Below are 26,018 nucleotides of genomic sequence, written 5' to 3'. Positions count from 1 at the left end.
AAAAGGGAGGTTTTCTTTCATGACTAGAAATAAAAAATGGATCGCGGTAGGTCTGACCACCGCTCTCGTAGGCGGTTTGCTCGCAGGCTGCGGCAATAAAGACCAGGGACAAGGCGGAGCGTCTCCATCGGGTTCCCCCGCGGCAGGCGGCGAGAAGAAAAACGTCACACTGAAAATGTTCCAGTTTAAAGTGGAAATCGCCGAGGCCCTTTCCAAACTGATTGCCGAATACGAGAAAGAAACCGGCGTCAAAATCGAAGTTCAGACGGTCGGTGGCGGCGCGGACTACGGCGCGGCGCTGAAAGCGAAATTCAACTCCGGCGATAAGCCCGACATTTTCAACAACGGGGGCAACTCCGATCTGGACGTCTGGCAGGAGCATCTGGAAGATCTGTCCGATCAGCCATGGGTAAAAGACCTGGCGCAGGGCGCAGGCGATCCGATTTCCAAAGACGGCAAAATTTACGGCATGCCGGTAGGTCTCGAAGGCTACGGCTATATCTACAACAAAGATCTGTTCCAGAAAGCCGGAATCACCGAGCTTCCGAAGACGCTGACACAGCTGGAAGACGCGGCCAAGAAACTGCAGGCGGCAGGCACTACGCCATTCGTGAACGGCTATGGCGAGTGGTGGGTACTCGGCAACCACTTCGTGAACGTTCCGTTTGCGAACCAGCCGGATCCCGACAAATTCATTAAAGGCTTGAACGACGGCTCGCAAAAAATTCCGGGCAATGCCGTGTTCGACAACTGGGCAAAGCTGTTTGACCTGACGCTCAAATACGGTAACAAAAACCCGCTGCAAACCGACTACAACACACAAGTAACGGAGTTTGCAACCGGCAAAGCCGCTATGACGCAGCAGGGCAACTGGACGCAGGTTCAAATTTCCAAAACGAATCCGAACATCAACATCGGTTTCCTTCCGATGCCGATCTCTGACGATGCCGCCGCAAACGACAAACTGCTCGTGGGCGTGCCGAACAACTGGGTCATCAACAAGAACTCACCGAACAAGGATGAGGCGAAAAAGTTCCTGAACTGGCTCGTAACGTCCGATATGGGTAAAAAGTATATCACCAACGAATTCAAGTTCATTCCGGCTTTCAAAACCATCTCCGTGGATGAAAAAGTCGTGGGCCCTCTTGCCGCCGACATTATGAAATACGCGAAAGACGGCAAAACGCTTTCCTGGAACTGGTTCAAATTCCCTGGCGGCGAAGCGACTTCCAAGAAGTTCGGCGACACCATGCAGGGTTATGTAGGCAAACAGATCAGCAAGGATCAAATGCTTCAAGACTTCCAGAAAGCTTGGGACAGCTTGAAGAAATAACGGAATATGAGGAAAAGCCCGGCATCCGTTTAAGACGGATGCCGGGCTTTTTTAGCTGCTTTTCGAGAACGGATAAACATACAAATTTTGCGTTCATGAAATGGAGAAACGAGGAAAATTTTCGCCAGTCGTATACAAGGAAGAGAGCTTGGACAAACGCTTGAAACTTGTCCGTTTTTGTATGATAATTGCAATAGAACTAGAAAAAAATGTATGTTTCTACTGTAGGAAAACTCCATACGGAATCATCCGAAATCTTCACTTGTAAGCGCAAACAAGATGTGATCCTCCCACACGCCGGCGATGTTCAAATACCGCGGGCTGAGGCCGATCCGCACGAAGCCGCACTTCTCCGCCACACGCAGCGAACGCGCGTTGCGTGGGATGATCGCGGCCTGCACCCGGTGCAGGCCGAGGGGGCCGAAGGCGATGCGCAGGCATTCGCGCAGCGCCTCGGTCATCAGGCCGCGGCCGCCGTGCGCCGCGTCGATGCTGTAGCCGACGTACGCGTTCTGGAACGGACCGCGGCCGATGTGGCTCAGCCGGGCCGTCCCGATGAGGAGGCCGTCCGGCTGATGGAACACGCCGAAGCTGTAGGCGCGGTCGGTCGCGGATTCGTCCTCGAATCCGCGGATGGCCGCCTGCTGCGCTTCGGCCGTGAAGAACGCTTCGCCGCGCACGGGCTCCCACGGAGCGTGCTCGGCGCGGTTGCGCTGCCGGTAGTCCAGCAGCGCGGGGGCATCCTCCGGCGCTAACAGCCGGAGGTACAGGCGGCCGGTTTCGAAGCGGCCGCCGGGGGAGAGCAGGGAAATGCGATTCATAGGTTTTGGATTCCTTTCCTGTCTGTGTATTCGCTTATATGGGCGTAAAATCATGTGAGTGAGCAAGGAGCTGGGACGCTGTCGCCCATACCGAACGGTCGGCGTGCGATTCGGGCGAGCCGCTCTGACCGCCCGAGAGTATGGGCAGATCGGCACGTGCAGCGATTGCGGCATCCGGAGAGCAAGGCGTCAGGCGAGCCCCGCGAGGCCGCTCCATCCGTTAGTGTCAAGCAGCGGTGGAGCGGCAGCACAATGGCTGGCAGACGGCGCTGCCGAGCCTGGTGAGTTCACCAAGCGCGCTTTTCTGAACGGACGGATCGACCTGACCCCTCCAAGCGCTCGGAAAGGTGTGGCGTCGCCTGACGGCGGTCACCCACATGCCCCGCGCTGTGCGGAGCGGCTGCTCCCGCCTGCCGCCGTCTTTTTCCGTACGACCGCCTCCCGTACGTACGTCCTTTTCCATACGTCCGCCTGTTTCCCGGCCTCGCTCCGCTTTCTCTACCGCGAGCAGTCGTAGGCAAGCCGTCCATGCTTGGTGCGGTATTCGGAAGGCGTGCAGCCGAACCATTTCTTGAACTGTTTCGAGAAATAGAGCGGATCCGAGAAGCCTACGGAGTAGGCGATCTGCTCGATCGTCGAGCCCTCCGTCATGAGAAGCTTGGCGCGCTCCATCCGGATTTTGAGCAGAAACTGCGTCGGCGTGAGGCCCGTATGCTGCCGGAACAGCTTCGACAAGTACGTCCGGTGGTAGCCCATATGCTGCGCAAGCTGCTCGATGGTCACCGGCTGGGCGTACTGCAGCTGCAGCCACCTCACGGCGCGGTCGATCTGCTGCCGCCCGGCGTCGGTTTCCTCTCCTCTGCGGCGGGGGACTTCGGCGTGCGATGCAAGCCGGGCAAGCAGCAGCCGCAGCTCGCCCTCCGCCTGGAGGTCGCAGGCCGGGCCCGCCTCCCGCAGCGCCCGCTCGGCCCGGCGCAGGAAGACAGGCAGGCGGGGAAGCCCCTCCGCATGTACGACCGGCCTTTGCGCCGTAATGCCGAGGCGGATCAACAGGTCGTCGGCGGAACTGCCTTTGAAGCCGATCCACCTGTAACGCCACGGGTCGCGTTTGTCGGAGGCGTACGTGACGACTTCACCGGGGAAGATCACGAAGGTGTCGCCCGGTCCGAGCTCGTATTCTTTGCCGAGGCAGCTGAAGCGGCCCTTTCCGGATTCCACGGTATGAATCAGGTAGTAATCCAGCATCTGCGGACCGACTTCGTGGCACGGAGCGGTTTGGCCGTAACCCGCGAACAGGACGAACAGCTCTCCTTTGCCGTTATAGGGATTGACCGACACAGAGTGAAACGGTTTAAGCATGATAAGCCTCCAATCACGATAGAAGAACGATAGACTTCGGACGCTTCATTTTTTATAATAAAACATGCACGTCAAGATTGAGCCGGGAGAGGAGCAATACCGTATTGAAATCGAACTCGTTTCTAAAAAATAACGCCCTTCACATGGCCTGGGCCATTTCCGTGGTTGCTACGCTCGGCAGCCTCTATTTCTCGGAAATAATGGATTTTACGCCGTGCAAGCTGTGCTGGTACCAGCGTATCCTGATGTACCCGCTTGTGCTGATTCTCGGAATCGCCGCAACGCGCAAGGATAACAAGCAGGTCATTTACGCGCTGCCGTTCTCCGTCTGGGGGATGGGAATTTCCCTCTATCACTATCTTATGCAAAAAACGCCTCTGTTTAAAGAGGCAGCTTCCAAATGCGGCATCGTCGCATGCGATCAGGATTACATCGACTGGCTCGGATTTATTACGATTCCGCTGCTGGCCTTCACGGCTTTTACGCTGATCACCGTTATTCTCGGTCTTCTGTGGGTCCAAATGCGTAAAGAAAGATAAGACTTTCCGTTCGGATTATTTGCCGGCCATTTTCACACTACAAATCTCCATACGAAAGTGGGATGTCTCCATGTGCGGTGCCGCCTTAAGACGGTATAGTGCTAGGTATAGGCATTCCACTTTTTTAGTCGGGAGATGAGAAGAGATGTCCAAAATTACGTTCATGGGCGCAGGCAGCACGGTGTTCGCCAAAAATATATTAGGGGACTGCATGGTGACGGAGGCGCTGCAGGGCTATGAGCTCGCCTTGTTCGATATTGACGGGGAGCGGCTGCGCGATTCCGAGACGATGCTGAACCATATCAAAAACACCGTAGGCAGCACATGCCGGATCAAGGCGTACAGCGACCGCAAGGAAGCGCTCCGCGGAGCTAAGGTGGTCATCAACGCGATTCAGGTCGGCGGATACGATCCGTGTACGATTACGGATTTTGAAATTCCGAAGAAGTACGGCCTGCGCCAGACGATTGCCGATACGGTCGGTATCGGCGGGATCTTTCGCAATCTGCGTACGATCCCGGTCGTGCTCGATTTCGCCCGGGACATCCGGGAAGTGTGTCCGGACGCCTGGTTCTTTAACTACACGAATCCGATGGCCGTGCTTACGAACGTGCTCAATACGTACGGCGGCGTCAAAACGGTCGGCCTATGCCACAGCGTCCAGGCTTGTGTTCCGTCTATGTTCCGGCATCTGGGCATCGATCCCGAAGGCGTCCAGTCCAAAATCGCCGGCATCAACCATATGGCTTGGCTGCTTGAAGTGACGAAGGACGGCAAAGATTTATATCCCGAAATCAAGCGGCTGGCGAAGGAAAAACAGAAAGAAAAACACCACGACATGGTGCGTTTCGAGCTTATGTTCCGGTTCGGGTATTATGTAACGGAGTCGTCCGAGCATAATGCGGAGTATCATCCGTATTTCATCAAACGGAATTACCCTGAACTGATTGAGAAGTTCAACATCCCGTTGGACGAATATCCCCGCAGATGCGTAAACCAGATCGAGCATTGGAAAAATCTTCGTGCGGAGCTGGTCAACAACCCGCAGCTTGAGCACAAACGGTCCGGCGAATATGCTTCCTACATGATCGAAGCGATGGAGACGAACGTCCCGTACAAGATGGGGGGCAACGTAATGAATACCGGGCTGATTACGAATCTGCCGAAGGAAGCCTGCGTGGAAGTGCCGTGCCTGGTCGATGCCAGCGGCATTACACCCACGTATATCGGCGATCTGCCTCCTCAGTTGGCGGCGCTGAACCGCACGAATATCAACACCCAGCTGCTGACGATCGAAGCGGCCGTTACACGCAAGAAGGAGCATATTTATCATGCGGCTCTGCTGGACCCCCATACGTCCGCGGAACTCTCGATCGACGATATCGTGGCCCTCTGCGATGAACTGATCGAAGCGCACGGAGATTGGTTGCCTGCCTATACATCCTGATAGGAGAGAAAGGACCGAAATTTTTTTCCATGAATTCCGGTCCTTTTTTTCGCGCAAAAAATAGTTTCCGACACACTTTCCGACCATTAGGCAAAAAAACGCCGCGCACCTCCTCCCGAAGTCCCCCTTTAAGCTCACCGCCAGATGCCCAGGTATTCATTTCTTTATGCACCGTTCGACGTTATTTTGAAAATTATTTCCGCCTAAAATTATAATAAAAAAAGTTGTTTCCTTTTCATTTTGAGGGTGCTATGATAACCCCATCTTAAGTTCGAGCGTTGCGAAAAGGAGGCCGAAAACTGCATAAAGGATTCACCATGCTGGAAGGATCACGTTCACTTATTCACGAGGAGGTCCAGGTATGCGTAAATTCACAGCGGGTATGCTGGCTGCCGTTATGGCGTCGGCGGCCGCCCTGTCGGGGTGTTCCGCAGTCGGCGGTGGCGGAAAGACAGAGCTTAACTTCTGGTACGGCTGGACCGGACCGGAAGCCGAAGCGCTGGAGAAACTGATCAAGGAATTTAACGACACCCATGACGGCATCAAAGTGAAAGGCCTCAGCCAGAGTGACTACCAGAAGCAGCTGACCGCCATTACCGGCGGCAATCCCCCCGATATCGCTTCCCAATTCGGCCAGAACGTCGCTTCCTGGGGCGTGAAAGGCGCGATGATTCCCCTAGACGAGTACATCAAGAAAGACCAGGTCGATCTTGCCGATTTTATTCCCTCCGCCCTGTCCACTTCCCAATACGAAGGCAAAACCTATGCGATCCCGGTTGCGATGCATTTCAGCATGCTGTACTACAACAAAGATCTCCTGAAGGAAGCGGGTTTCGACGGCCCGCCCAAAACGATCGCCGAACTGAAAACGTACGCGGAAAAATTAAGCGTGGTCCAGGAGGGCGGAAGGCTCGACCGGCTGGGTTTATGGCCCGGAGCGGACGCATATACTTTTACGCAAGTGTTCGGCGGCAAGTTCTGGGACCCGGCCAAGAAGGAAGTCACGCCGGATGATCCGGGCTTTAAGCAGGCCATTCTGCTTTCCAAAGAGCTGTGGGATAAGTACGGCACGGAAAACCTCGACCGTTTCTCGGCGTCCCTCGGCAAGTACCAGTCTTCGCAGAACCCGTTTTTCTCGGGAAAATACGCGATGGCCCTGGACGGAGAATGGCTGCCGACGTTTATTAAGCAGTATGCGCCGGGTCTGAACTACGGCATCGCGCCCATCCCTTACAGCGAGGATAAACCACAGCTGAAAAACGCCGGCAGCATCGCCACCAGCGTCTTTTACATCCCCAAGGGCGCCAAGCATCCGGACCAGTCCTGGACGTTCCTGAAGTGGCTGACGGAGAAGCAGCAGATGGTGAAATTCACGGCTGCGCTCGGCAACCTGCCGACCCGGCTTTCGTCGCTCGACGATAAGACGTACGACAGTGTTCCGGGCTTCAAGGAATATACCGAATATGCCAAGAGCCCGAACCTCAAGTCGTTTCCGACGCTGCCTTTTATGAACGAATATATGGACGAAATTACGAAAAAGTACAACGACATCCTCCGTGGAAAAGTCGGAGTGGATGAAGGGCTCAAACAGATCAAGGATAAAATCCAGCCGCTGGTCGGGAAATAATTTGCAGGTAAAAAGGACTTGCGCCCAACGTTTGCAAGCGCTTACTTCATATTGATGTTGTTGTGCCGATTGCGCACGACCAAGCTGCCTCCGCCTGTCAGTCCGGACACGGGGGCGGCGCTATTCCGGCCGCTCCGTCTCCAGACAGGCGGGAGGCCGATTTTCCGAAAGGAGATCCGTCATGAGCGCCGATACGCTGAATGCCCGCGCCGGCCGTCCTGCGCGCTCCCGCAAAGCCAGACGGGATTTCTGGGTCGGTACGGCCTTTGCTCTGCCCTGGATCATCGGGTTTCTCGCGTTTACCGTGTATCCGTTTTTCGGTTCCCTGTATTTCAGCTTTACAAGCTATGATTTGTTCAATTCGCCCCAGTGGGTGGGCCTGCAAAATTACATGGAGATTTTAAAAGACGAGACGTTCTACAAATCGCTGCGCAATACGTTCTTCATGGCGTTTATCTCCATGCCGATCGGGCTTCTCAGCTCGCTGCTGATCGCCCTGCTGCTGAACGTCAAGGTAAAGGGGATCGCTTTTTACCGGACGGTCTATTATTTGCCGGCGGTGATCCCGGTAGTGGCAAGTGCTATCCTCTGGACGTGGCTGCTTAATCCGGACTACGGGCTGATCAACATGCTGCTGCGGTCGCTGCATCTTCCGGACCCGGCCTGGCTGCTCGATCCGCGTTATACGAAGCCTTCTCTCATCCTGATGGGTCTGTGGGGCTCCGGTGCGGGATCGCTCATATTTCTGGCGGCGCTGCAGGGGATTCCCCGGCAGTTTTACGAAGCGGCCTCGATCGACGGGGCAAGCGTGTGGCGTCGGTTCTGGCACATTACGCTGCCGGGGCTCTCTCCGGTCCTCCTCTTTCAGCTCATTATGGGCCTCATCGGGTCGTTTCAGATCTTTACGGAATCGTTCATTCTGACGGGAGGCAACCAGGGCGGCGCCTTGGGGGGACCGGATCATTCCCTGATGTTTTACGCCGTTTATTTGTATCAGACCGCCTTCATGTATCTGAAAATGGGCTATGCGTCTGCCTTGGCCTGGATTCTGTTCGTCATCGTCGTCCTTATGACCGTACTCGTGCTGAAAACGTCCGCCCGCTGGGTGTATTACGGAGGTGATTGAATGGCAACTTCCACGAACCTTCAAGGGGGCGGGATGAGCGTCTTGCCGGGTACGCCTGCCGGAATGCCCAAGAACAGGCGCAGGCGCCCGCTGCTCGTGTTCCGCAGGACGATCCTGCCGCATGCGGCGCTGTCGCTGCTCGGCCTTATCTTTCTGTTTCCGTTCATCTGGCTGCTTCTGACTTCGCTTAAGAACCCGTCGGAAATCTTCCAGGTTCCGCCCGCCTTTTTCCCGGAAAAGTGGCAGTGGAGCAACTACGGGAAAGCCATCGGGTCGATTCCGTTCTTCCTGTACATGGGCAATACGCTGCTGCTGTGCGCGGTCAATATCGTCGGTCAGCTTTTCTCTGCGCCGCTTGTGGCCTATTCCATCACGAAAATCCCGTGGCGCGGAAGGAGCATTATTTTTTCGCTCGTCGTGGCGACGATGATTTTGCCGACCCAAGTTCAGATGATTCCGGTCTATATCATTTTCGCGAAGCTGGGCTGGATCAATACGTTCCTGCCTCTGACGATCGGCAGCTTTTTCGGCGCTCCGTTTTACATTTTCCTGCTGCGCCAGTTTATGATGGGGATTCCGGGCGAGCTGTGCGAGGCGGCCAAAATGGACGGCGCATCCGAGCTGCGGACGTATGGGCAGATCATCGTTCCGCTGCTGAAGCCGCCGCTGATGACGATTGCCCTGTTCACGTTCGTGGGGACCTACACCGATTTTATGGGGCCGCTCATTTATTTGAACGACAATACGAAATGGACCATTACGGTCGGGCTGCAGGGGTTTCTGCAGGATCACGGCGCTCAATGGGAGCTCTTGATGGCCGCTTCCGCCATTTTTACGATTCCGATGGTCGTCTTGTATTTTTTCGGGCAAAAATATTTTATGAAAGCCGGTTCCACGCTTTCCGGTTTTAAATAAGGCGCTCGTGCCGATTGGTAATGGGCGGCGACTTGCCGATCCGTGCAGAGAAGAATTCAGGAGGAGGAAGAGTGGCGATGAAAATTAGCCTCAGCATGTGGAGCGTTCATGCTTATTGGTACGGGGGAAAATGGGACGTCACCGATTTTCTCCGTTTTGCAGCCGGGACGAAAGCGGAAGGGGTAGAGCTCCTGTCCGTCTTCTGGAAGGACCGGGAGCGCGAACTGCCCGAGATCGACCGGGTGCTGGATGAGCTGGGACTGGAGGTCGCGTGCTTCTGCGCGTGCAACAACTTCGTAACGGCCGATGCCGCAGAACGGGCCGCCCAGCTCCGGGAAGTGAAGGAAGCCGTCGATATGGCGGTCCATTTCGGAGCGCCCGTCGTGCGGGTTTTCTCCGGAGACCGGCCGGATGAGACGATGCCCGTGGACGAGGGCATGGGCTACGTGCTGGAAGGGCTGAAGGCGGCTGCCGCTTATGCGGAAGAGAAGGGCAAGGTGCTGTGCCTGGAAAACCACGGGCTTTTCGCGGGCCGCAGCGACCAGGTGCTGGAGATCATCCGCGAGGTGGGTTCTCCGGCTCTGCTCAGTACGTTCGACACCGGCAATTTCCTGCTGGTGGGCGAAGACCCTTCTGCAGCCGTACAAGAGCTTCGGGGCCGGGTAGGGCATGTCCACGTCAAGGACTTCCTGCGGACGGAGCCGGGTGCGGAGGGGAGCATAAACGCCTTGGACGGCACGCCCTATGCGGGCCGTATAGCGGGAGACGGCGACGTGGACCTGCCGTATATTTTCCGGGAGCTGGCGGCGAGCGGATACGACGGCTGGCTCACGGTCGAGTTCGAAGGACTGGAGGAGCCTGCGGAAGGCTCCGTAAAGGCTCTCGACTACGTGCATAAACAACTGGAGCTGTTGAAGAGAGAATAGCGAACCGGTGTGAGCGGTGATTTTGCGTGCGATGACTGTGTTCGTCGACCGGTTAAGCACAGATTCCGGCGGATGGCAAGACGGCCATCGAAATAGGCCAAGGCGGGAAGGAGTACGGGAAACGGGAGTTGATCGGGCGGAAAATGAAGAAGGCCGACGGTACCTAATCCGGTGGAAGAGTTGAAACGGAAACAGAGGCTAACGGAAACAAAGGCTGACCGGACGGAAAAGATACCGGCTAGCACCGCCGGCAATCGGCCGGTTGAGCGGATATCGTAAAAACAGACCGGCCGGACACCGGACTGCAACGGTCGGCGCAACCATGGCCACGGCCATGCCAGCCTTGTTCTGACCGTCACCCAAAAAAGGCGCCTGCGTGCCGCTTACAGCGCGGCTTGCCTGGCAGCCCACACGCAAAGGAGCGAAAAGACGATGAGTATTCGCGTTGGAGTCATCGGGACCGGTTCCATTGCCCATATGTTTCACCTGAAGCATTACAAGGATCACCCCGATGTGGAGCTTACGGCCGTGGCCGATATCGACAAGGACAGGGCCGACAAAACGGCTGCCGAATACGGGACGGCTTCGTACGCGTCGGCCGAGGAGATGCTGAACGCCGAGCGGCTCGATGCGGTCAGCATCTGCACGTTCAACGACAGCCATGTGGCACTGTCGCTGCTGGCGCTGGAGCGCGGCCTCGACGTGCTCGTCGAGAAGCCGATGGCCATGAACCGCGACGAAGCCGTACGGCTCCGCGACAAGGCGGCCGGGAGCGACCGGCTCGTCATGGTCGGCATGAGCCACCGGTACCGCGCGGACGTGCAGGCGCTGCAGGGCATGGTCGCGTCGGGCGGGCTCGGCAGCATCTACTACGCGAAGACCAAGATCCTGCGGCAGCGCGGTGTGCCCGAGGGCTGGTTCACGGACAGCCGCTATTCCGGCGGCGGACCGCTGATGGACATCGGCGTCCATGTGCTGGACCTGGCCTGGTGGATGATGGGTTGTCCTCAGCCCGAATCGGTCACCGGTAAGCTGTTCCGCAAAATCGCCCCCTACTCGACCAAGGGGATAGCGGCTTATACGGCTCATTCCGACATCAACAAGTCGGAAGGCGTCTACGATGTGGAAGATCTGGGCACCGCTTTTATCACGTTTACAAACGGCGCCGTCCTTACCGTCGAAGCAAGCTGGGCTGTCAACGGCAGCCAGGATGACGCCGTTAAGGTGGAGCTTTACGGAACGCAGGGCGGGGGAAGTCTTGAGCCGCTGAGCGTATTCACGGAAGTGAACAGCTTCCCGGTGGAACACAAGCTTTCCGTTCCGTCCGTTGACTACTATAAGGCGGAGATCGCCCATTTTATCGACTGTGTACAAACCAGACGCCAGCCGCTCTCGGATGCGGCGCAGGGGTGCGAGGTCGTCGGGATGCTGGAAGCCATCCGGCTTTCATCGGAGTCCGGTGAGCTGATCCGGCTGTAGCCCGGAGTCAAGCCGTCATGAACGAGCCGAAAATTACGTATCTGGACGGATTGCGCGGTGCGGCTGCTCTGGTTGTCGTTTTTGCCCATTTTCTTCAGGTGTTCCTGCCGTCCATGTTCGAAGCTCGGCCGCAGGTTTCCCACTTTGCGTTCGATCAGTGGATTCCGCGTACGCCGCTCAATCTTTTGTTCAACGGCAATTTTGCGGTCTGCCTTTTCTTCGTTTTGAGCGGATTCGTCCTGAGCTGCCGCTTCTTCCGGTACCGCAAACGCTCGATTGTGACGGCCGCACTTCTGAAAAGGTATTTCCGTCTCGCCGTTCCCGCTTTCTGCTCGCTGCTCCTCGCTTTCGCGGTCATGAAGCTGGACTGGAATTTTTACGAGGAGGCGAGGGGGCACACGCGGGCTACGATGTCCGACCCGTACACGACGGTGCCGTCGTTTGCGGCGCTGTTGGAGCAGGGCTTTATCCATACGTTCTTCGGGTATGGCATGGCTTATAACCCCGTACTCTGGACGATGACCTACGAGCTTTTCGGTTCCTTTCTCGTTTACGGTCTGCTTCTGGCCTTCGGCAGGTCCCGTTTCCGGTTCATCCTGTATGCCGCAGGGGTATGGCTGTTCCGGGACTCTTACTATCTGGGCTTCGTGCTGGGCATGCTGCTCAGCGATTTATCGGCCGTCTCCGGCCGGAATTTGATTGCGCTGCGTCCCGGAGCCGTTCCTGCGATACTTACGCTGCTGGGCCTCTTCCTCGGCTCGATTCCTTATGTCGGCTGGCAGGGAACCGTCTACGCTTGGCTGCCGCTTGGACCGGACGGCTTCCTAGGAGTCGTCGCCTACCGGACCGCGGGCGCGGCTCTGGTGCTGCTTGCGCTGCTGAACAGTCCGTCGGGGCAGAAGCTGTTCGCCAGCAGACCGATGGCTTATCTCGGCAAGCTGTCTTTTTCGCTCTATCTCGTTCATTTTGCCGTGCTGTGCAGCTTCTCTTGCCTGCTGTTTTTGCGGCTTGACGGCTGGCTGCCTTACGGGCTGAACATCCTCGTGACTACGCTCGTTTCGCTCCCGCTTATCTTTGCGCTCGCCCACCTAATGTACCGGCTGATCGACGAGCCGGTCGTCAGCCTGCTTTCGCGGGTGCGATTCGCAGCGCGCAGCCGCAGGAACACCGATGCCGCCGTAAGACATGCCGGGACGGAAGCGGACCTGTAGCTTGCGGGCGTATACGCGCCACAAACCCGAAATCCTGAATCCGGCGTTGACCGCCGCCGTGCGGCGTTTAACCGCACCGGCAGCACGGTGAGCGGATCCGTAAGACGGAACGGCGAAACGGACATCCGCGCATCCGCGCATCCGAGCCGATCCCAGCCAAAGCTGAACAGCCGGTTCCCTGAAAGGGAGCCGGCTTTTTGCTATCCAAGTCTTTCTAAGCGAAACGAGGAAGCAGCGGACAGATTACGCCTGGGTCACAAACTCGCCGCTTGCGGCATCGATAAAAGCGATCCGGCTCCGCCCGCTTCCCTTGAGGATGGGCGTATACAGAAGATTGTAGGCGCATTCGGGCGTTTCGACGTCATAATCCCGCTCCCACTCCAGTTTGAAGTCCACTGCTTCCACGTAGAGCCGATGAGCTTCGTCCGCGTTCAGCTTCGCAGCAGGAGCAAGATTCCGGATTTCTTCCGGATTCCAGTCGGGTCCCGAGAACCGGTCCACATATCCGGTGGAAGCATTCACGCATAGCGTCACGAACTGCAAATAGAGAGGAACGTCTTCATAGCGGAGCTGCCACGTAAAAAAGTACCGGAGCTGGCCTTCCGATTCCGACCCGGCATCCTCGTCGCTTTTTTCCTGTAAATAAAAAGCGAGACCCGGGACTGACAGCCAGTCATGCATCGCTTTGCGCAGAAAAGCGTCCGCCCGCTCCAAACATTCTTCGTACGAGAGCGCAAGCTTCCCCGGTCGGCGGATCATCCAAATGAAGGAGCGAAGACGCCCGGTGTCCTTGTCTGCGGTCGCTTTCACCGTGTCTTCCATCCTTCTGCGGAAATAGCCGTCCAACGAGAGATCGGACGGATTTTCCTCCCGATCCGCAGCGTGCCAGACGATTCCTTTGAGATTCTCGTCCATATCCCTTTCCCTGTCTCTTACGAGGGGATAGGTGGAAATGCCGATCAGCTCTTCAAGACTGCCGAGCGAATCATCGGTCTCCTCCGGCGATAACTCGTACGCCTTGTAAGCCTCGTGCTCCTCTTCCGCCTCAGCATCGGTCCCCTGCGCCAGACCCGTCACGGCGTCGAAACGCCGGTAGCCGGGTTCCGGCTGATAAACGAGACGGAGCCGGTCGTCGCCACCCGCATATAATGCCGGGATGAGCTTGACGATCGCAAGACTCATCCGCACGGTTTCGGCTAGCTGCTGCCGGAGCCGCTCCGGCTGTGCCAGAGAGGAGGGGAGAGGAGGCGAGGCCGCCGGCCCTTTGTAGGTGAAACTGGTTACCTCTCCCGATAAGGTAAGCCGCATAAAGGCGCCTGTCTGGGGAAGCGGGAGATCGAGGGCGGTCTGCGCCCATTCGAAGAACACGCTGCGTTCCCCGAACCGGGACTCCGTCAGGAGAAACCTGTCCGCATCTTCCGGACGTTGGGAGAGGAAGAAAGACCGTGCCCGTTCCCTCAAAGCCTCCTCGCCGATCGGAGCGGCTTCCTTGCACAGCTCTTCGTCTACGGAGTAGGAGAGCAGCCTGCCGGCCGCATCAAGCGTGACGGAGATTCCGCTCTCCCTGGATGGCTCCTGCCAGACAAACAGGACCTCTGTCTCTCCGTCCTCCGGTTCTTGGATGTCCTCGATGATCAAGTTGAAGTGTGCCGGTACGGAACCGGTCACGGCTGCTTTTTGCTTAAGTTCGTCGATAAGCATCGCAATCGCCCCTTTGTCGGCGGGACCCTGCAGGTCCCTGTTTGATGGCGGAAATATTTGTTCCGTTTACGTTTAAAACACAGTTTCGAGCAAGGATTCCTCAGCCTGTTGTCGAAAAGGAAAGATTAGTCTCACATTTTAGGAAATCTAGGTGATACCATGAAAAAAACCGTTGCGGCTTCCGCCGTTCTGCTGCTTTCCGGTATACTGACCGCCGGATGCGCAGGCAATTCCAACGTATCAAATTCCGGAAGTCCTGTCCAATCTCCGGCGGCGACCGCCGGCGCTTCCGCGTCTCCGACACCTGTACCGTCACCGGCTCCGGAAAAAACGCCGGCAGGCAGCCCGAAGCCTTCCGCGTCTCCGTCCGCATCGGCTGCGCCGGGAGCTTCTCCCGCGCCTTCGTCCGCGGTCAAGGTTTCGCCGTCGGCCGCACCTTCCGCTGCTCCATCGGCAAAACCTTCCGCTTCTCCGGGGACCGCGAAACCGTCCCCGCAGCCGAAGGGCGAAAGCGGCGCCAACCGTCAGGCTCTATCGTGGTATTACATGAAAAAGCCGAAAGGCCAGGTGCCGGATTTTCCGAAAGAAACGAAATCCTTTACCGCCAAAGAGAAAGCCGTCTGGGTCGGGCAGGGCAAAAACGTTTACCTGACCATAGACAACGGCGGTCCGATGGGGGATACCGCGAAACTGCTGAAGACGCTTAAAGAGAACAACGTGAAGGCGAACTTTTTTATCTCGGGCAACAACGTCAAGGCCCACCCCGATTTTATCAAGCAGCTGGCAGCGGACGGACATCTCGTGGCCAATCATACGATGACGCACAAAGATATGAATACGCTGAGCGATGAGCAGGTGCGTAAAGAAATTACCGATTTCGAGAAGCTGTACAAAAGCATTACCGGACAGGATGTCGTCAAATATTTCCGCTTTCCGTACGGGAAATACAGCACGCATCTGCTCGATCTGACTTCGGATATGGGGTATACCTCCGTTTTCTGGTCGACCGCGATGCGTGACTGGGAGCCCCGCGCCAACGGAGCGGAAGATCCTTACAACGATATCATGAACAACCTGCATCCGGGCAATATCATCCTCATGCATCAGGGTTCCAAAGAAAACATGGAAGCGCTGGACCGCATTCTGAAAGACGTGAAAAAGGCCGGCTACTCCTTCGGTCTGGTTAGTGAGATCAAGCGCTGACCCCTGAGTGTGAGGAGTTGCCGGATCTCGTCCGACCCTATTCCCAGCTAGTCCTGCAGCTCCGGGCGCATGCCGCTCCGGAGCTGCTTTCGTTGGCACCGAATCGGAAATCTGGTATGATACCTAGGTACATTTCGGCTTGGGCAATCATATTCTAACCATGTATTTACAAGCAATCATTTCATTCGCAAAGGAAGCGTATAAGTGTGCAGCAAGCGATAGCCATCCTAGACTCCGGAGTCGGAGGTTTAACCGTTGTAAAAGAAGTTATGCGACAGCTTCCGCAGGAGAAAGTGATTTATTTCGGCGATACGGCACGGACGCCTTACGGCCCCAGACCCGCCGATGAAGTTCTCACTTTTACGAATCAAATTGTGGATTACCTGATCCAATTTAACCCTAAAATGATCGTGATCGCCTGTAATACCGCGACGGCGGTCGCGCTGGAGCAAATCCGCGGCCGGCTGGACATTCCGGTGCTTGGAGTCATTTCTCCGGGAGCGCGTGCCGCGATCAAGACGACGCGAAGCGGCATTGTCGGCGTGATCGGCACGGAAGGCACGATCCGGAGCAAAGCGTACGAACAAGCGCTGAAAACCATCTCGCCCACGATCCAGGTACACCCGTTGGCCTGCCCGGCCCTGGTACCGCTCGTGGAGCGTGGATTGTACTTTTCCGAGAAAGCGGTCGATACCGTGCGCGATTCCCTCCAGCCGCTGCTCGACAAGCCCATGGATTGTCTCATTCTCGGCTGCACGCATTACCCGTTCCTGACGGAGGCGATTGCCCGTGTGGTCCATCCGGACGTGACGCTGATTTCTTCCGCGGACGAGACCGCCCGGGAAATCAGCACCATCCTCTATCACCAGGGAATGCTGGCGACGACCAAAGACATTCCGGTGCACCAGTTTTTCTGCAGCGGCGATGCCGAGATGTTCCATCACATTACGGGCTCTTGGCTGCGCGAGCAGCTGCTCGGTACCCCGGTTGTGTGGCAGGTGCCGACGTTCGTCTAGTCCGTAACCATTCCGCAATCGAACGACAGGACCGGTAAGTTCCGCCGTATTCTATTCAGAATCGGTAGGAACCCGCCGGTCCTTTTGCATGCCCGGGACATGAAGAAGGGAGAGGGGGCATAGACATATACTCACAACTCGGTACAGGGAAGCAAGTGCGTGAAGGAAAGCGGCTTCTCTTTGCCTTGTCCTGAGGAGGTATGAGTGGTATGCTGTTTCGCCACGTCGTTCAGCAGGGGGAGACACTGCAGCGGATCGCCAGATTGTATGGCGTTAATTCCGTCTCGCTTAAGGCCGCGAACCCGCAGCTGAGTCTTAATGAGTATGTAATTCCCGGACAGATGATCCTGATTCCCGCCAAACTCGATCATCAATATACGGTTCAACCGGGAGACGCCTGGGAAAGCGTGTCGCTGCGTTTCGGATTATCCAGGGAAGAGCTCTGGAAGGCCAATACCTTCCTGGATCCGGCTGTGCTCAGGCCCGGCGTCACGATTGATGTTCCGGCTGTCCGCGACAGGTCCGTGGTCCGCACGGCCGAGGAATACGGGTATCCCGAAATGCTCCGCGATTTGACGCTTCTGAAGGAACGATACCCCTTCTTAGAGGAAATATGCATCGGGCACAGCGTCCTCGGCCGCAACATTCCCGCTGTGCGCATAGGCACCGGAAGCCGGGAGATCCAAGTCAACGCATCGTTTCACGCCAACGAATGGATCACCTCCCTGGCGGCGGTGAAGTTTCTCGAGGAGTACGCAGAGGCTGTCCGTCAAAGCGGGGACCTCCACGGCTCCGATGCGGCAGCCCTGTTCCGCGAGACGAGCTTATGGATCGTGCCGATGGTGAACCCGGACGGAGTCGAGCTCGTGCTCGGGGGCGTCTACCCGGCGCATCCCCTGTTCACTTCCCTCCATGAGTGGAACGGAGGGTCGTTTGATTTCCGCCGGTGGAAAGCGAACATCAACGGCGTCGATCTTAACGATCAGTTCCCCGCCTTCTGGGAAGAGGAGCGGGCCCGCCGTGCGGTCCCCGGACCCGGACCGCGCGACTATACGGGCGAGGCTCCGCTGACCGAGCCGGAAGCGGTCGCCGTGGCCGATTTTACCCGCAGCCGCAGCTTCCGTCACGTCGTCGCCCTTCATACGCAGGGGCGCGAAATTTACTGGAACTACCGGGACTACGAACCGGATGACGCGGAATTTCTGGCCCTAAAGCTGCAGCAGGCCAGCGGCTTCAAGAGCGTAAAGCTGCGGGGCAGCGATGCCGGGTTCAAGGACTGGTTCATCTACGAATTCCGGCGTCCCGGATTCACCGTTGAACTCGGAAGCGGGATCAATCCGCTTCCGCTGGAGCAGTTTCCGGCGCTTTACGAAGAAACCGCCCGGCTGCTTGTCCGGGCTCTCGCCCTGTAAAACGCGCAAAGAAGCCCCCGCCGCCGGTACAAACGTCCAATCCGTCCGAAATCGGTTCCCATATACTGAACCAGGCGTGTGTTAGGGGAGGGAATACGATGGCGGGAAAAAGCGGAAAAGCAAAAGGTAAGAAGATTGAATCATCCGGCAGGGCGCAGTATACGATGAGGATTGTCGAATCCTCCACCTGTGCTTCTTGCAAACAACAGTGCGCAAGGGGACTGCGGTATCTGGAGCAAATGTCCCGGCCCGGGGCGATCGGCACAGGAGTACCCTGCATACTGACGCGCAGAAAACTCACGTGAGTCTAAAAAGCGTGTCGATTTCGGATGAAAAACAAATCGACTGATTCCGAAGACTCAGGCCCGGACACATGTCCGGGCCTTTAAAGGTTTATTTTATATCGTTTAAAATGGTAAAAGATACCTATATAAAGTAATTGTATGAATTATGCATTTTAATGGTAAACTAGTAGAGATTATAGGTATAAAGGTTTTTGAAGTTTAATTAATTTTGTTTTATGATAAAGAGTAAGACCAATCCGAATAGGAGGAATAGTATGTCCGGGATTCTGCCACTCGACCAGTTCAAGGAGTTGGAACGTGAGGAGCAAATACGGTTAATCAATCAGTGGAAAGAAGATTATTCCGTAGGCGAAATAACGTCGGCATGGAAGCTCAACAATGCGGCAACCTACTATACCATTTTGAAAAAACTGAACATCTACAACGATACAGTCAGAACGTCCAACAAGTTTATGGGCTATACAAATTACCGTTCCCAAAGCAGATCATTGGAACGGCCTTCCGAGCCGTCCGACTTCCGGCGCCTCCCCGAATCTGTTCAGGCAGAAAATCGTCCGGCCGTTTCGGCCCCCGCCTTATCGATCTCGGACAACTTCCGCTACAACGTAAACGGTACCTACCCGGCCGAAGAGGTCGCGCAGATTTTGGAGCGGCTCAGCCTGTTTCTTAAAATCCGGAGTCATGTTCCCGTGAACGTGGAATTGAACATCCGGTTCGGCGATTCGGATGCCGTGACAAGCGAGCTGCAATCCGGCGAACCGCACGTTTGACGCAAAATGTAAAGGGTTTTCAAGGACGGAGCATCGGCTTAGGCGAGATGCTCTTTGTTCTTTTCCAGGCGATTACGGGTAAGAGGAGAGTATACGGCAGAAGAAAGTTCAAACTGGAACGCAGAAAGCCGTATCGCGTATAGGCTTTTAGGGACTTCCGTTACAGACCGGGACACGGCGCAGATGCCGCACATTCGGTTAACGGGATCATGTCCCACCCTAAGGAGGGAACCCGTGTGAAAAAACTATTGTCACTCCGCCACTGGGGCCATGTATTCAAGCGGGCCAGCAAACTGCTGATGTCTCCGCAAGTACCGATCGGCAGTAAACTTCTCTTTGTAGTTCCGGCGCTGCTGTACTGGGTACTTCCCGATGTCATGCCGTTTATGCCGATTGACGATATAGCTGTCACGATGATGCTGGCCAGCTGGTTTACGGGCTGGATGGAGCGTAAATATCCGCAGGCCTAGATAAATCAAGCGCCGCCGGCCGGAAGGCAAGGCAGCATGATCCGAATATAGAGGGATAGATACACTCCGGAAGGTCCGGACAGCCCGGTGCCATATCAAGAACGAATATGTACCGGAGACGTTTGTACGCCGCGATCCGGCGGGAACGGGTTTAACCCCGCGCCCCCGGCCGCGGCTTTTTTGCATGCTGCCAAGACGATAAAGGGCCTGAATAAATCCGGTCCTCGGCAGAAAGGATGAGAATGCCTTACAGGGAACCGGAGTCTCCATGGTGTATAGAGCACTTGTTCTCGATAAACCGGATCTGGTTCTCCAGACGGTTCACTTTCTCGCTATGCACGAGAGAGCCCGGAATCATGCTAATTCTGAGGTCGTTCAGCTCTTCCTTCAACTGGTGCAGGTCCAGACCCGCGTGGGCGCAATCGTAATTGCTTTCGAGATTTTCAATCATCGGTCGCTGCCTCCCTGTTTCAAGGATGAAATGACTTATTTGCTTTTGCCGTTGCCGTTCTTGCGGTCGGAAGTGCGGGTCGTCGTGTTTTGCTGAGCGTGGCCCTGTTGTTTGTGTGACACTGACGTTCACCCCCTGTCCGGTCGGGCTGGTCAAGACTGAAGCACGTTCACGATGCTTAGTATACGGCGCGGCGGGTTTTCTATACGGTTCTCCGGATCTTCATGACGGCTTCTTACCGCTCTTACGAGCCCATAAAAAAGACCCTGAACTGGGCATGTAACCCCTTTCAAGGTCGGCTTTTAAAAAAAGTTTTATTGCGAAACGCCCGAGATCAGACGGTTCTCCAGGCTCTTTTTGACTTTCTTGATGGCCTCGGTTTCCACCTTGTGGTCCGAGTGAAACTTTTCTCCGGAGAGCGCCATGGCTTCCTTAACGGTCATTTCAACAAGAATCGTATCGTTCCCTTGGGGAATGTGCAGATTGGCATTCATGTTCTTCACTCCTTGTCAATCAAGATTAAGGGTGCGACTGCTGGTTGTCGGAAGCAATGAATGTTGCGGGTGAGAGGCGGAAAGTCTTCAACCTCCGCCTTTTTAATATAACACATGATGTAAGGTCACTCAATAGGCCGCCCATCATAAAAGGAAAAAACAGAGCTTCCGGACAGCCGGAAATCTCTGTTTTTTGGGAAGCTGATTTAACCGTTGATCTTGATGCCCAGCACGTGATCCAGCGGAACGGGTCCGATATCGCGGCTGTCTTTGCTGTTGTTGCGGTTGTCTCCCATCACGAACACGTGGCCCGCGGGAACGGTAATTTCCTCGTTCGATTCATACAGCATCGTTTCGTTGAGATAGGGCTCGTCCAGAGGCTGCCCGTTGCGGTACACTTTGTTGTCTTTGAACTGGAGCTTATCGCCCGCTTTGCCGATGACGCGTTTGACGTACAGGTTATCGTCCACTTTCCCGCTCAACAGTGAAAACAGGGGATGCTCCATGATGTCGTCCTTAAGCGTACGCTCCCGGTTTACGCGGCTGTCGATAATGACGATGTCCCCGTAGTCCGGCTCGTAGCCCAGCGTGTGCGACAATTTGGATACGTAAATACGTTCCTGGTCGGATAGAGTCGGGTCCATCGAATGGCCCAGCACCTTGGTCGGCTGAATACCGAAGATTCCGATTACCAGTGCAATGACGAACGCGATTCCGAGGGAAAGCGCCCAGCCTCCAATTTCTTTTGCCACTTTATTCATCGCAAGTTCCCTGCCTTCCGGTTTACAAATCTCTCAAATCTCTCAAATCTCTCATGGCTTCAGTATATCACGGCTGTTCACGCCTAGACAAAAAAAGAGGCCGCCGGGGCCTCTTTCTTCTATAAGCTTGTCTATATGGGCAGGGTCAATATTCATCCTCGGGGGAACGGATCCATTTGCGCAGATAGCCCTGGTCGTACAACGCTTTGATGAGAATAATCAGAATCGGGGAAAGAATAACGCCTGCGACCCCGAAAAGGGACAGCGAAATGATCATAAAGGACAGCATCGTGAAAGCGGATACTCCGAGCGACTCGCCGGTAATCTTGGGCTCCAGCACCTGCCGGACGAGAACGACTACGGCCAGCACGACGGTCAGCCAGATACCCATCATCGTGCTTCCCGCGATAAAGTGGTACACGATCCACGGCACGAACAAGGTCGAGACGCCGAGCAGCGGCAGCACATCGAAGAAAGCGGCCAGCAGCGAAATCGTAAAGGCGTTGTCGACGCCGAGAATCATGAGCGAGACCAGAACCATGACGAACGTGATGGAAATGAGAATGAGCTGGGATTTCAGGTAGCTCACGATGCCCTTGATAACGTTCTCGCGAAGAAAATCGAACGCTTTACGGAACGTTTTGGGCGTCTTTTCGCGGGCGTTCTTTTTCCACCAGTCGATTTCAAGAGAAAGGAAGAAGGCCAGAATGATGCCGACCAGAAAATTCAGCATAAACGTCGAAAAGGAAGTAACGAGTCCCATGACGCCGCTGGTCAGGAAATTAAGCAGGGTTTTCAGGAAATTCGTGGCGAAGCTGGTCGCTTTCGTCGCCATCTGATTGGCGATTTCCCTGGATTTCTCGATCACATCGGGAGGAAGCGCCTCGATGCTGTTTTGCAGATCGATCGTGCGTTTTGTAATTTGCTCCTGAAGCATCTGGGTATATTTGGGGAGAACCGTAACCAGATTGTCGATCTGGCTCGTAAACAGAAATCCCGCTCCGGTGAAGACGGCCAGGATGACCAGAACGAACAGCAGCGTCGAAATCGTCGTCGCGAGCATTTTTTTCAGTCCTCTGCGATGGAGGAAGCGGGCAAGAGGCTCGATCATGGCAAAAATGACGAAGGCCCAGAAGATCGGCGTGGCGATCGCGTAAATAAAGCTGAACAATTTCATGAACAGAAAAACAGTGAGGACGATCAGCCCAATGTCCAGGATGGTTTTGTAGTACCGTTTGTAAAACGATATCATAGCATTCCTCCGTAATCGTTATGGCCGCTGGCAGGACGTGTGGGGGATGACAAGGTAGTTGCCGGGCAGGTTTGCCATGCTTTGGCAGGGTATGTAGGTAAAAAATAACCGGGGACGGACAGGTCGCAAGCTTCAGGCATGCTGCCCGTCAGCCTCCCGGCTGCAGGAGAACCGCGGTTACTGCGCAGTCAGAATGAGCGGTCCGTCCTGCGTGATGGCGATGGTGTGCTCATACTGGGCGGACAGGCTTCCGTCCACCGTACGGGCTGTCCAGCCGTCGAGATCCACGGTGGCGAAGTACATGCCCGTATTGAGCATCGGCTCGATCGTCAGCACCATGCCGTCCTTGAGCCTCGTGCCGCGGCCGGCCGGGCCGTAGTGGGGCACCTGCGGCTCCTCGTGCATCTTCTGGCCGATTCCGTGGCCCGTGAAATCACGGACGACCGAGTAGCCGCGTTCTTCCGCGAAGACTTGAATCGCATGCGCGATATCGCCGATCCGGTTGCCGATGACGGCTTGCTCGATGCCTTTGTACAGCGATTCTTTCGTCGTCTCAAGCAGATTGCCGGCTTCCTCGGAAACCGTGCCGACGGCATAGGACCAGGCGGAGTCCGCGAGCCAGCCGTCCAGATTGACGACCATATCGATGGTTACGATATCCCCGTTATTCAGCGGCTCTTTCTTCGGAAAACCGTGGCAGATGACATCGTTCACGGAGGCGCAGGTTGCGTACTGGTATCCTTTGTACCCTTTCTGTTCCGGGGTGGCGCCGTTCTCGTGCAGAAATTGTTCCGTGAACTGGTCGATTTCCCAGGTGGTCACACCCGGACGGATCATTTTCGCGATTTCGCGGTGGCATGCCGCCAGCAGTCTGCCGGCGCGGTGCATTTTTTCGATTTCGTCTTTGGTCTTAATCGTTACCATAAGAGCGTACATCTCCTCTGCCGAATGATTTGTATATTCCATCAGTATGACCTTTCGGCAGCTTCTAGTTTCGTTCGGGTCAAAAAAAGACGCCGTTGTGCGCGATTGACATCCCGATAAAGGTCAGCGTAGCTTGAAAAGCTTTCCAAAGCCCATAAGAAAGCCCAAATTCCATAGTATAAAATAACCGCGTAAAATTCAAATCGGACGGGACGAATTTTCTTTGCCGCAGAATTAGATTATGCTGCGGTCCGTCATGCGCCGCGGCGCCGATGCCCCGGAAGCGGAAGGCATGCGAGTTCGCTCTTACCGGAGCCTTTAATCCGCCGTCGGATCGCCGGAAAAACGCATGTGCCCTTTTTCCGCCCGGTAATAATCCAGCCTGTCCTGAAGCGTGCCGGTGTGAAATTCGAACTTATGTCCGTCCGGATCTTCGAAATAGAGCGAGCTTTTGTCCCGGCTATCCCGTTCGCGGCCCGGTAGAAGAGCACCGCAGGCGGCAAGCTTCGCTTCGAGGGCGGGCAGATCCTTCTCGTCCACCGTAAAAGCGAGATGCGTATAGGACTGGCGGATCTCATTGCGCGGAATCTCCGGCTCGGTGTTCAGGGCAAGCCACAGGCCTCCCAGGTCGAAATAGGCAAGGGAGCGCCCTTGCACCAGCAGCTTGGCCCCTAGCACCTCCCGGTAGAAACGGATCGAGCGCTCCAGATCGGAAACGGAAACTAGTAAATGGTTGATGCCGCGAATTGTCACGGCTTTGCCTCCTCCGGCTTGCGACTTCTTGTTGATTTCAGGCGAAGCTTTCTTTACAATAAAGATTAAAAGAAAGAATGATAACTTTTCAGGAGATGTGACTACACTATGAACGTCAAAATTTCGCGCAACGCAGCTAAAGTTTTGAAACTCGAACTGGAGAAAGAAGAGAACCAGGGTCTTCTGGTCCGCGTCCAGGTAAGCCACAACCACGGCGATCACGCTCACTATGCGCTTGGTCTCGATACACAAACGGATAACGATGTAGTCGTTTCTACCGATAAGGATGTTGACGTCCTGCTGGAGAAAGATGAGCCGCTGCTCGACGGCATCCGGATCGATTACTTCTACATTCCGCAAGAAGGATTCATGATTACGAATCCGAGCAAGGGCAATCACGGGGATCATTAATGGCTAATGATATCCGGATTTGCGATAAATGCAAGCATATGCGGGTGAAAACGGCGCTGCCTAAGCTTCAGAAGCTTGCATCGGATGCCGAAGTCAAAGTCGGCTGCAAATCATACTGCGGACCTTGCGCCCGCTACGCATTCGTTTTTATTAACGGCCGTTACATCAAAGCGCCGACCGAAGACGAAGCAATCGAGCACGCGAAGAAGTTTGTGAAGTAGCCAAAGAAACGGCCCGGGGAACCGGGCCGTTTTTATTTGGCCGAAGACCCGCTTCCGGTTGTTCAAGCGGGTCTTTCTGCGCCGGTCAGGTCCAGAAGCGCTTCTTCCAGCGTCGGATAGCGGAACTGGAACTCATGCTCCAGCAGCTTGCGGGGAAGAACGCGCTGTCCTTCCAGCAGAAGCATGGAAAGCTCCCCCAGAACAAGCTTCAAGGCGAAGGCGGGGACTGGCAGGACATGAGGCCGCCGCAGCACGCTGCCCAGCGTTTGGGCGAATTCCCGGTTGCGGACCGGATGAGGAGCGGTCGCGTTCACGGGACCGGATATATCCTCATTGCGGATACAGGCATCGATCAAAGCGACCATATCCGCGATATGGATCCATGACATCCACTGGCTTCCGCTGCCGATCCGGCCTCCTGCGCCGAATTTGAACGGAAGAGCCATTTTGGGGAAGGCGCCGCCGTCGGTTCCGAGCACGAGACCCGTACGGATTTTGACGATCCGTTCCGCGGGAATCCGGTCGGCGGCTTCCTCCCATTCCTTCACGACTTCAGACAGGAAATCGTCGGCACGGACGGGACTGAATTCATCGTATGTATGAGTTTCGGATGTGCCGTAAATCGCCATAGCCGAAGCGTTTACGACCACCGGAGGTTTGTTTTGGAGTGCCTTTAGGGTTGAGGCGACAGCCGCCGTCGTTTTCAGGCGGGAAGATAGGATCTGGCGCTTGGCGGTTTCGCTCCAGCGCTGATTAATGGTGGAGCCGGCCAGATTGATCCAGGCGTCTGTGCCTTCAAGATACCGGGGATTGTGCTCAATCTCCGACCAGGTTACGGTTTGGACGCCCGTATAAACATGTCCGGAAGCCGAACGGGAAATGAGAACAAGTTCATCTCCCCGCTTTTTGAAATGGGCAACAAGATGTCCGCCGATAAACCCGGTTCCTCCGCTGATGGCAATTCGCATGAGCTCTCTCCTCCTTCTCTCTAATTTCCATTATATGACGAACCGTTTTTTTCCACAAACCTGCTCAGGGCGGAACTTTTCAGGACCTTTGCGGCCTCCCGCCGGGACGAAGCTAGTACTTTT

29 protein-coding genes are annotated in these 26,018 nt (G+C 55.7%); 19 read left to right on the top strand and 10 right to left on the bottom strand.

Translation table 11 applies throughout. The features are described from left to right. The first annotated feature begins 19 nt into the window (after positions 1 to 19). Positions 20 to 1,333: an ABC transporter substrate-binding protein gene (locus AC2TF6_RS20730; protein ID WP_491308289.1), complete on the top strand. Its 1,314-nt coding sequence runs from the start codon at positions 20 to 22 to the stop codon at positions 1,331 to 1,333. A gap of 245 nt (positions 1,334 to 1,578) precedes the next feature. Here the strand turns inward: AC2TF6_RS20730 and AC2TF6_RS20725 are convergent, their stop codons facing one another. Continuing rightward, entirely contained in the window at positions 1,579 to 2,154 is a 576-nt protein-coding gene (locus tag AC2TF6_RS20725) for a GNAT family N-acetyltransferase (RefSeq protein WP_491308288.1), read from the bottom strand. Positions 2,155 to 2,212: 58 nt separating this feature from the next. Here AC2TF6_RS20725 and AC2TF6_RS20720 point away from each other — a divergent pair, with 58 nt between their 5' ends. Next, positions 2,213 to 2,671 (top strand): hypothetical protein, encoded by a 459-nt coding sequence (locus AC2TF6_RS20720; RefSeq protein ID WP_491311737.1) that lies wholly within the window; start codon positions 2,213 to 2,215, stop codon positions 2,669 to 2,671. Here AC2TF6_RS20720 and AC2TF6_RS20715 read toward each other — a convergent pair. After that, the gene (locus AC2TF6_RS20715; RefSeq protein WP_491308287.1) at positions 2,653 to 3,513 is read right to left on the bottom strand and encodes an AraC family transcriptional regulator; all 861 of its coding nucleotides are present in this window, start codon (positions 3,511 to 3,513) and stop codon (positions 2,653 to 2,655) included. The genes AC2TF6_RS20720 and AC2TF6_RS20715 overlap by 19 nt on opposite strands. 143 nt (positions 3,514 to 3,656) lie before the next feature. Between AC2TF6_RS20715 and AC2TF6_RS20710 the strand changes: the two genes are divergently transcribed. The 9 genes from AC2TF6_RS20710 (at position 3,657) to AC2TF6_RS20670 (ending at position 12,783) form a co-directional block, all read left to right on the top strand. After that, a complete protein-coding gene (locus AC2TF6_RS20710; RefSeq protein WP_405083254.1) occupies positions 3,657 to 4,052 on the top strand; it encodes a disulfide oxidoreductase in 396 nt (131 codons plus the stop codon). A gap of 145 nt (positions 4,053 to 4,197) precedes the next feature. After that, the gene (locus AC2TF6_RS20705) at positions 4,198 to 5,499 is read left to right on the top strand and encodes an alpha-glucosidase/alpha-galactosidase (RefSeq protein WP_491308286.1); all 1,302 of its coding nucleotides are present in this window, start codon (positions 4,198 to 4,200) and stop codon (positions 5,497 to 5,499) included. 85 nt (positions 5,500 to 5,584) lie between these two features. After that, a complete protein-coding gene (locus AC2TF6_RS20700) occupies positions 5,585 to 5,689 on the top strand; it encodes a DUF2933 domain-containing protein (RefSeq protein WP_491311698.1) in 105 nt (34 codons plus the stop codon). A gap of 171 nt (positions 5,690 to 5,860) precedes the next feature. Beyond that, complete coding sequence (locus AC2TF6_RS20695) at positions 5,861 to 7,126, top strand: ABC transporter substrate-binding protein (RefSeq protein WP_491308285.1); 1,266 nt, start codon at positions 5,861 to 5,863, stop codon at positions 7,124 to 7,126. A gap of 181 nt (positions 7,127 to 7,307) precedes the next feature. After that, on the top strand, positions 7,308 to 8,252 hold the full coding sequence (locus tag AC2TF6_RS20690) for a carbohydrate ABC transporter permease (RefSeq protein ID WP_491308284.1): 945 nt from the start codon (positions 7,308 to 7,310) through the stop codon (positions 8,250 to 8,252). Next, entirely contained in the window at positions 8,253 to 9,167 is a 915-nt protein-coding gene (locus AC2TF6_RS20685) for a carbohydrate ABC transporter permease (protein ID WP_491308283.1), read from the top strand. Positions 9,168 to 9,244: 77 nt separating this feature from the next. Beyond that, entirely contained in the window at positions 9,245 to 10,093 is an 849-nt protein-coding gene (locus AC2TF6_RS20680; RefSeq protein WP_491311697.1) for a sugar phosphate isomerase/epimerase family protein, read from the top strand. A gap of 432 nt (positions 10,094 to 10,525) precedes the next feature. Beyond that, positions 10,526 to 11,572 (top strand): Gfo/Idh/MocA family protein, encoded by a 1,047-nt coding sequence (locus AC2TF6_RS20675; protein WP_491308282.1) that lies wholly within the window; start codon positions 10,526 to 10,528, stop codon positions 11,570 to 11,572. Positions 11,573 to 11,589: 17 nt separating this feature from the next. After that, positions 11,590 to 12,783, top strand: coding sequence for an acyltransferase family protein (locus AC2TF6_RS20670; protein WP_491308281.1), 1,194 nt, complete (start codon positions 11,590 to 11,592; stop codon positions 12,781 to 12,783). Positions 12,784 to 13,026: 243 nt separating this feature from the next. Here AC2TF6_RS20670 and AC2TF6_RS20665 read toward each other — a convergent pair whose 3' ends face one another. Further along, entirely contained in the window at positions 13,027 to 14,484 is a 1,458-nt protein-coding gene (locus AC2TF6_RS20665) for a YcdB/YcdC domain-containing protein (RefSeq protein ID WP_491308280.1), read from the bottom strand. Between the two features lie 159 nt (positions 14,485 to 14,643). Between AC2TF6_RS20665 and AC2TF6_RS20660 the strand changes: the two genes are divergently transcribed. From AC2TF6_RS20660 to AC2TF6_RS20635, 6 genes are all read left to right on the top strand, one after another. Continuing rightward, positions 14,644 to 15,687 (top strand): delta-lactam-biosynthetic de-N-acetylase, encoded by a 1,044-nt coding sequence (locus AC2TF6_RS20660; RefSeq protein ID WP_491308279.1) that lies wholly within the window; start codon positions 14,644 to 14,646, stop codon positions 15,685 to 15,687. A 206-nt stretch (positions 15,688 to 15,893) separates the two neighbouring features. Then, entirely contained in the window at positions 15,894 to 16,703 is an 810-nt protein-coding gene (gene racE, locus AC2TF6_RS20655; RefSeq protein WP_491308278.1) for a glutamate racemase, read from the top strand. A gap of 209 nt (positions 16,704 to 16,912) precedes the next feature. Further along, positions 16,913 to 18,115: a M14 family zinc carboxypeptidase gene (locus tag AC2TF6_RS20650; protein ID WP_491308277.1), complete on the top strand. Its 1,203-nt coding sequence runs from the start codon at positions 16,913 to 16,915 to the stop codon at positions 18,113 to 18,115. A gap of 98 nt (positions 18,116 to 18,213) precedes the next feature. Then, complete coding sequence (locus AC2TF6_RS20645; protein WP_491308276.1) at positions 18,214 to 18,420, top strand: hypothetical protein; 207 nt, start codon at positions 18,214 to 18,216, stop codon at positions 18,418 to 18,420. Between the two features lie 254 nt (positions 18,421 to 18,674). Continuing rightward, positions 18,675 to 19,190 (top strand): hypothetical protein, encoded by a 516-nt coding sequence (locus AC2TF6_RS20640; protein ID WP_491308275.1) that lies wholly within the window; start codon positions 18,675 to 18,677, stop codon positions 19,188 to 19,190. A 209-nt stretch (positions 19,191 to 19,399) separates the two neighbouring features. Next, positions 19,400 to 19,660: a hypothetical protein gene (locus tag AC2TF6_RS20635; RefSeq protein ID WP_491308274.1), complete on the top strand. Its 261-nt coding sequence runs from the start codon at positions 19,400 to 19,402 to the stop codon at positions 19,658 to 19,660. A gap of 247 nt (positions 19,661 to 19,907) precedes the next feature. Here the strand turns inward: AC2TF6_RS20635 and AC2TF6_RS20630 are convergent, their stop codons facing one another. The 6 genes from AC2TF6_RS20630 to fosB form a co-directional block, all read right to left on the bottom strand. After that, positions 19,908 to 20,111 (bottom strand): DUF2524 domain-containing protein, encoded by a 204-nt coding sequence (locus tag AC2TF6_RS20630; RefSeq protein WP_491308273.1) that lies wholly within the window; start codon positions 20,109 to 20,111, stop codon positions 19,908 to 19,910. Positions 20,112 to 20,425: 314 nt separating this feature from the next. Further along, positions 20,426 to 20,605 carry a hypothetical protein gene (locus AC2TF6_RS20625; protein WP_491308272.1) on the bottom strand — a complete coding sequence of 60 codons (180 nt, stop codon included), beginning with the start codon at positions 20,603 to 20,605 and terminating at the stop codon, positions 20,426 to 20,428. Positions 20,606 to 20,811: 206 nt separating this feature from the next. Beyond that, on the bottom strand, positions 20,812 to 21,366 hold the full coding sequence (gene lepB / locus AC2TF6_RS20620; protein ID WP_009676743.1) for a signal peptidase I: 555 nt from the start codon (positions 21,364 to 21,366) through the stop codon (positions 20,812 to 20,814). 145 nt (positions 21,367 to 21,511) lie between these two features. After that, positions 21,512 to 22,618: a sporulation integral membrane protein YtvI gene (gene ytvI / locus AC2TF6_RS20615; RefSeq protein WP_454235713.1), complete on the bottom strand. Its 1,107-nt coding sequence runs from the start codon at positions 22,616 to 22,618 to the stop codon at positions 21,512 to 21,514. A gap of 177 nt (positions 22,619 to 22,795) precedes the next feature. Continuing rightward, positions 22,796 to 23,542 (bottom strand): type I methionyl aminopeptidase, encoded by a 747-nt coding sequence (gene map / locus AC2TF6_RS20610; RefSeq protein WP_326052792.1) that lies wholly within the window; start codon positions 23,540 to 23,542, stop codon positions 22,796 to 22,798. 318 nt (positions 23,543 to 23,860) lie between these two features. After that, complete coding sequence (gene fosB, locus AC2TF6_RS20605; RefSeq protein ID WP_491308271.1) at positions 23,861 to 24,295, bottom strand: metallothiol transferase FosB; 435 nt, start codon at positions 24,293 to 24,295, stop codon at positions 23,861 to 23,863. A gap of 108 nt (positions 24,296 to 24,403) precedes the next feature. On the opposite strand from fosB, the gene AC2TF6_RS20600 reads away from it, so the two are divergent. Together AC2TF6_RS20600 and AC2TF6_RS20595 are read left to right on the top strand one after the other, a co-directional pair. After that, positions 24,404 to 24,706, top strand: a complete 303-nt coding sequence (locus AC2TF6_RS20600) for a heme biosynthesis protein HemY (RefSeq protein ID WP_009676739.1) — start codon at positions 24,404 to 24,406, stop codon at positions 24,704 to 24,706. Continuing rightward, on the top strand, positions 24,706 to 24,927 hold the full coding sequence (locus AC2TF6_RS20595) for a YuzB family protein (RefSeq protein ID WP_009676710.1): 222 nt from the start codon (positions 24,706 to 24,708) through the stop codon (positions 24,925 to 24,927). Before AC2TF6_RS20600 ends, AC2TF6_RS20595 begins: the two co-directional genes overlap by 1 nt. Positions 24,928 to 24,989: 62 nt before the next feature. Here the strand turns inward: AC2TF6_RS20595 and AC2TF6_RS20590 are convergent, their stop codons facing one another. After that, entirely contained in the window at positions 24,990 to 25,895 is a 906-nt protein-coding gene (locus AC2TF6_RS20590) for a TIGR01777 family oxidoreductase (protein ID WP_491308270.1), read from the bottom strand. Positions 25,896 to 26,018 lie beyond the last annotated feature (123 nt).

It is taken from the genome of Paenibacillus sp. JNUCC 35, from assembly GCF_058269095.1.
The sequence above is the reverse complement of the archived record's forward strand: the minus strand, read 5'-3'. Positions and strand labels throughout refer to the sequence as shown.

Bases quoted from the DNA above. Each gene is read 5' to 3' on its own strand.
- AC2TF6_RS20730 (WP_491308289.1), top strand. From the start codon at position 20: ATGACTAGAAATAAAAAATGGATCGCGGTAGGTCTGACCACCGCTCTC.
- AC2TF6_RS20725 (WP_491308288.1), bottom strand. From the start codon at position 2,154: ATGAATCGCATTTCCCTGCTCTCCCCCGGCGGCCGCTTCGAAACCGGC.
- AC2TF6_RS20715 (WP_491308287.1), bottom strand. From the start codon at position 3,513: ATGCTTAAACCGTTTCACTCTGTGTCGGTCAATCCCTATAACGGCAAA.
- AC2TF6_RS20710 (WP_405083254.1), top strand. From the start codon at position 3,657: ATGGCCTGGGCCATTTCCGTGGTTGCTACGCTCGGCAGCCTCTATTTC.
- AC2TF6_RS20705 (WP_491308286.1), top strand. From the start codon at position 4,198: ATGTCCAAAATTACGTTCATGGGCGCAGGCAGCACGGTGTTCGCCAAA.
- AC2TF6_RS20695 (WP_491308285.1), top strand. From the start codon at position 5,861: ATGCGTAAATTCACAGCGGGTATGCTGGCTGCCGTTATGGCGTCGGCG.
- AC2TF6_RS20690 (WP_491308284.1), top strand. From the start codon at position 7,308: ATGAGCGCCGATACGCTGAATGCCCGCGCCGGCCGTCCTGCGCGCTCC.
- AC2TF6_RS20685 (WP_491308283.1), top strand. From the start codon at position 8,253: ATGGCAACTTCCACGAACCTTCAAGGGGGCGGGATGAGCGTCTTGCCG.
- AC2TF6_RS20680 (WP_491311697.1), top strand. From the start codon at position 9,245: ATGAAAATTAGCCTCAGCATGTGGAGCGTTCATGCTTATTGGTACGGG.
- AC2TF6_RS20675 (WP_491308282.1), top strand. From the start codon at position 10,526: ATGAGTATTCGCGTTGGAGTCATCGGGACCGGTTCCATTGCCCATATG.
- AC2TF6_RS20670 (WP_491308281.1), top strand. From the start codon at position 11,590: ATGAACGAGCCGAAAATTACGTATCTGGACGGATTGCGCGGTGCGGCT.
- AC2TF6_RS20665 (WP_491308280.1), bottom strand. From the start codon at position 14,484: ATGCTTATCGACGAACTTAAGCAAAAAGCAGCCGTGACCGGTTCCGTA.
- AC2TF6_RS20660 (WP_491308279.1), top strand. From the start codon at position 14,644: ATGAAAAAAACCGTTGCGGCTTCCGCCGTTCTGCTGCTTTCCGGTATA.
- AC2TF6_RS20650 (WP_491308277.1), top strand. From the start codon at position 16,913: ATGCTGTTTCGCCACGTCGTTCAGCAGGGGGAGACACTGCAGCGGATC.
- AC2TF6_RS20645 (WP_491308276.1), top strand. From the start codon at position 18,214: ATGGCGGGAAAAAGCGGAAAAGCAAAAGGTAAGAAGATTGAATCATCC.
- AC2TF6_RS20640 (WP_491308275.1), top strand. From the start codon at position 18,675: ATGTCCGGGATTCTGCCACTCGACCAGTTCAAGGAGTTGGAACGTGAG.
- AC2TF6_RS20635 (WP_491308274.1), top strand. From the start codon at position 19,400: ATGTCCCACCCTAAGGAGGGAACCCGTGTGAAAAAACTATTGTCACTC.
- AC2TF6_RS20630 (WP_491308273.1), bottom strand. From the start codon at position 20,111: ATGATTGAAAATCTCGAAAGCAATTACGATTGCGCCCACGCGGGTCTG.
- AC2TF6_RS20625 (WP_491308272.1), bottom strand. From the start codon at position 20,605: ATGAATGCCAATCTGCACATTCCCCAAGGGAACGATACGATTCTTGTT.
- lepB (WP_009676743.1), bottom strand. From the start codon at position 21,366: ATGAATAAAGTGGCAAAAGAAATTGGAGGCTGGGCGCTTTCCCTCGGA.
- ytvI (WP_454235713.1), bottom strand. From the start codon at position 22,618: ATGATATCGTTTTACAAACGGTACTACAAAACCATCCTGGACATTGGG.
- map (WP_326052792.1), bottom strand. From the start codon at position 23,542: ATGGTAACGATTAAGACCAAAGACGAAATCGAAAAAATGCACCGCGCC.
- AC2TF6_RS20600 (WP_009676739.1), top strand. From the start codon at position 24,404: ATGAACGTCAAAATTTCGCGCAACGCAGCTAAAGTTTTGAAACTCGAA.
- AC2TF6_RS20595 (WP_009676710.1), top strand. From the start codon at position 24,706: ATGGCTAATGATATCCGGATTTGCGATAAATGCAAGCATATGCGGGTG.
- AC2TF6_RS20590 (WP_491308270.1), bottom strand. From the start codon at position 25,895: ATGCGAATTGCCATCAGCGGAGGAACCGGGTTTATCGGCGGACATCTT.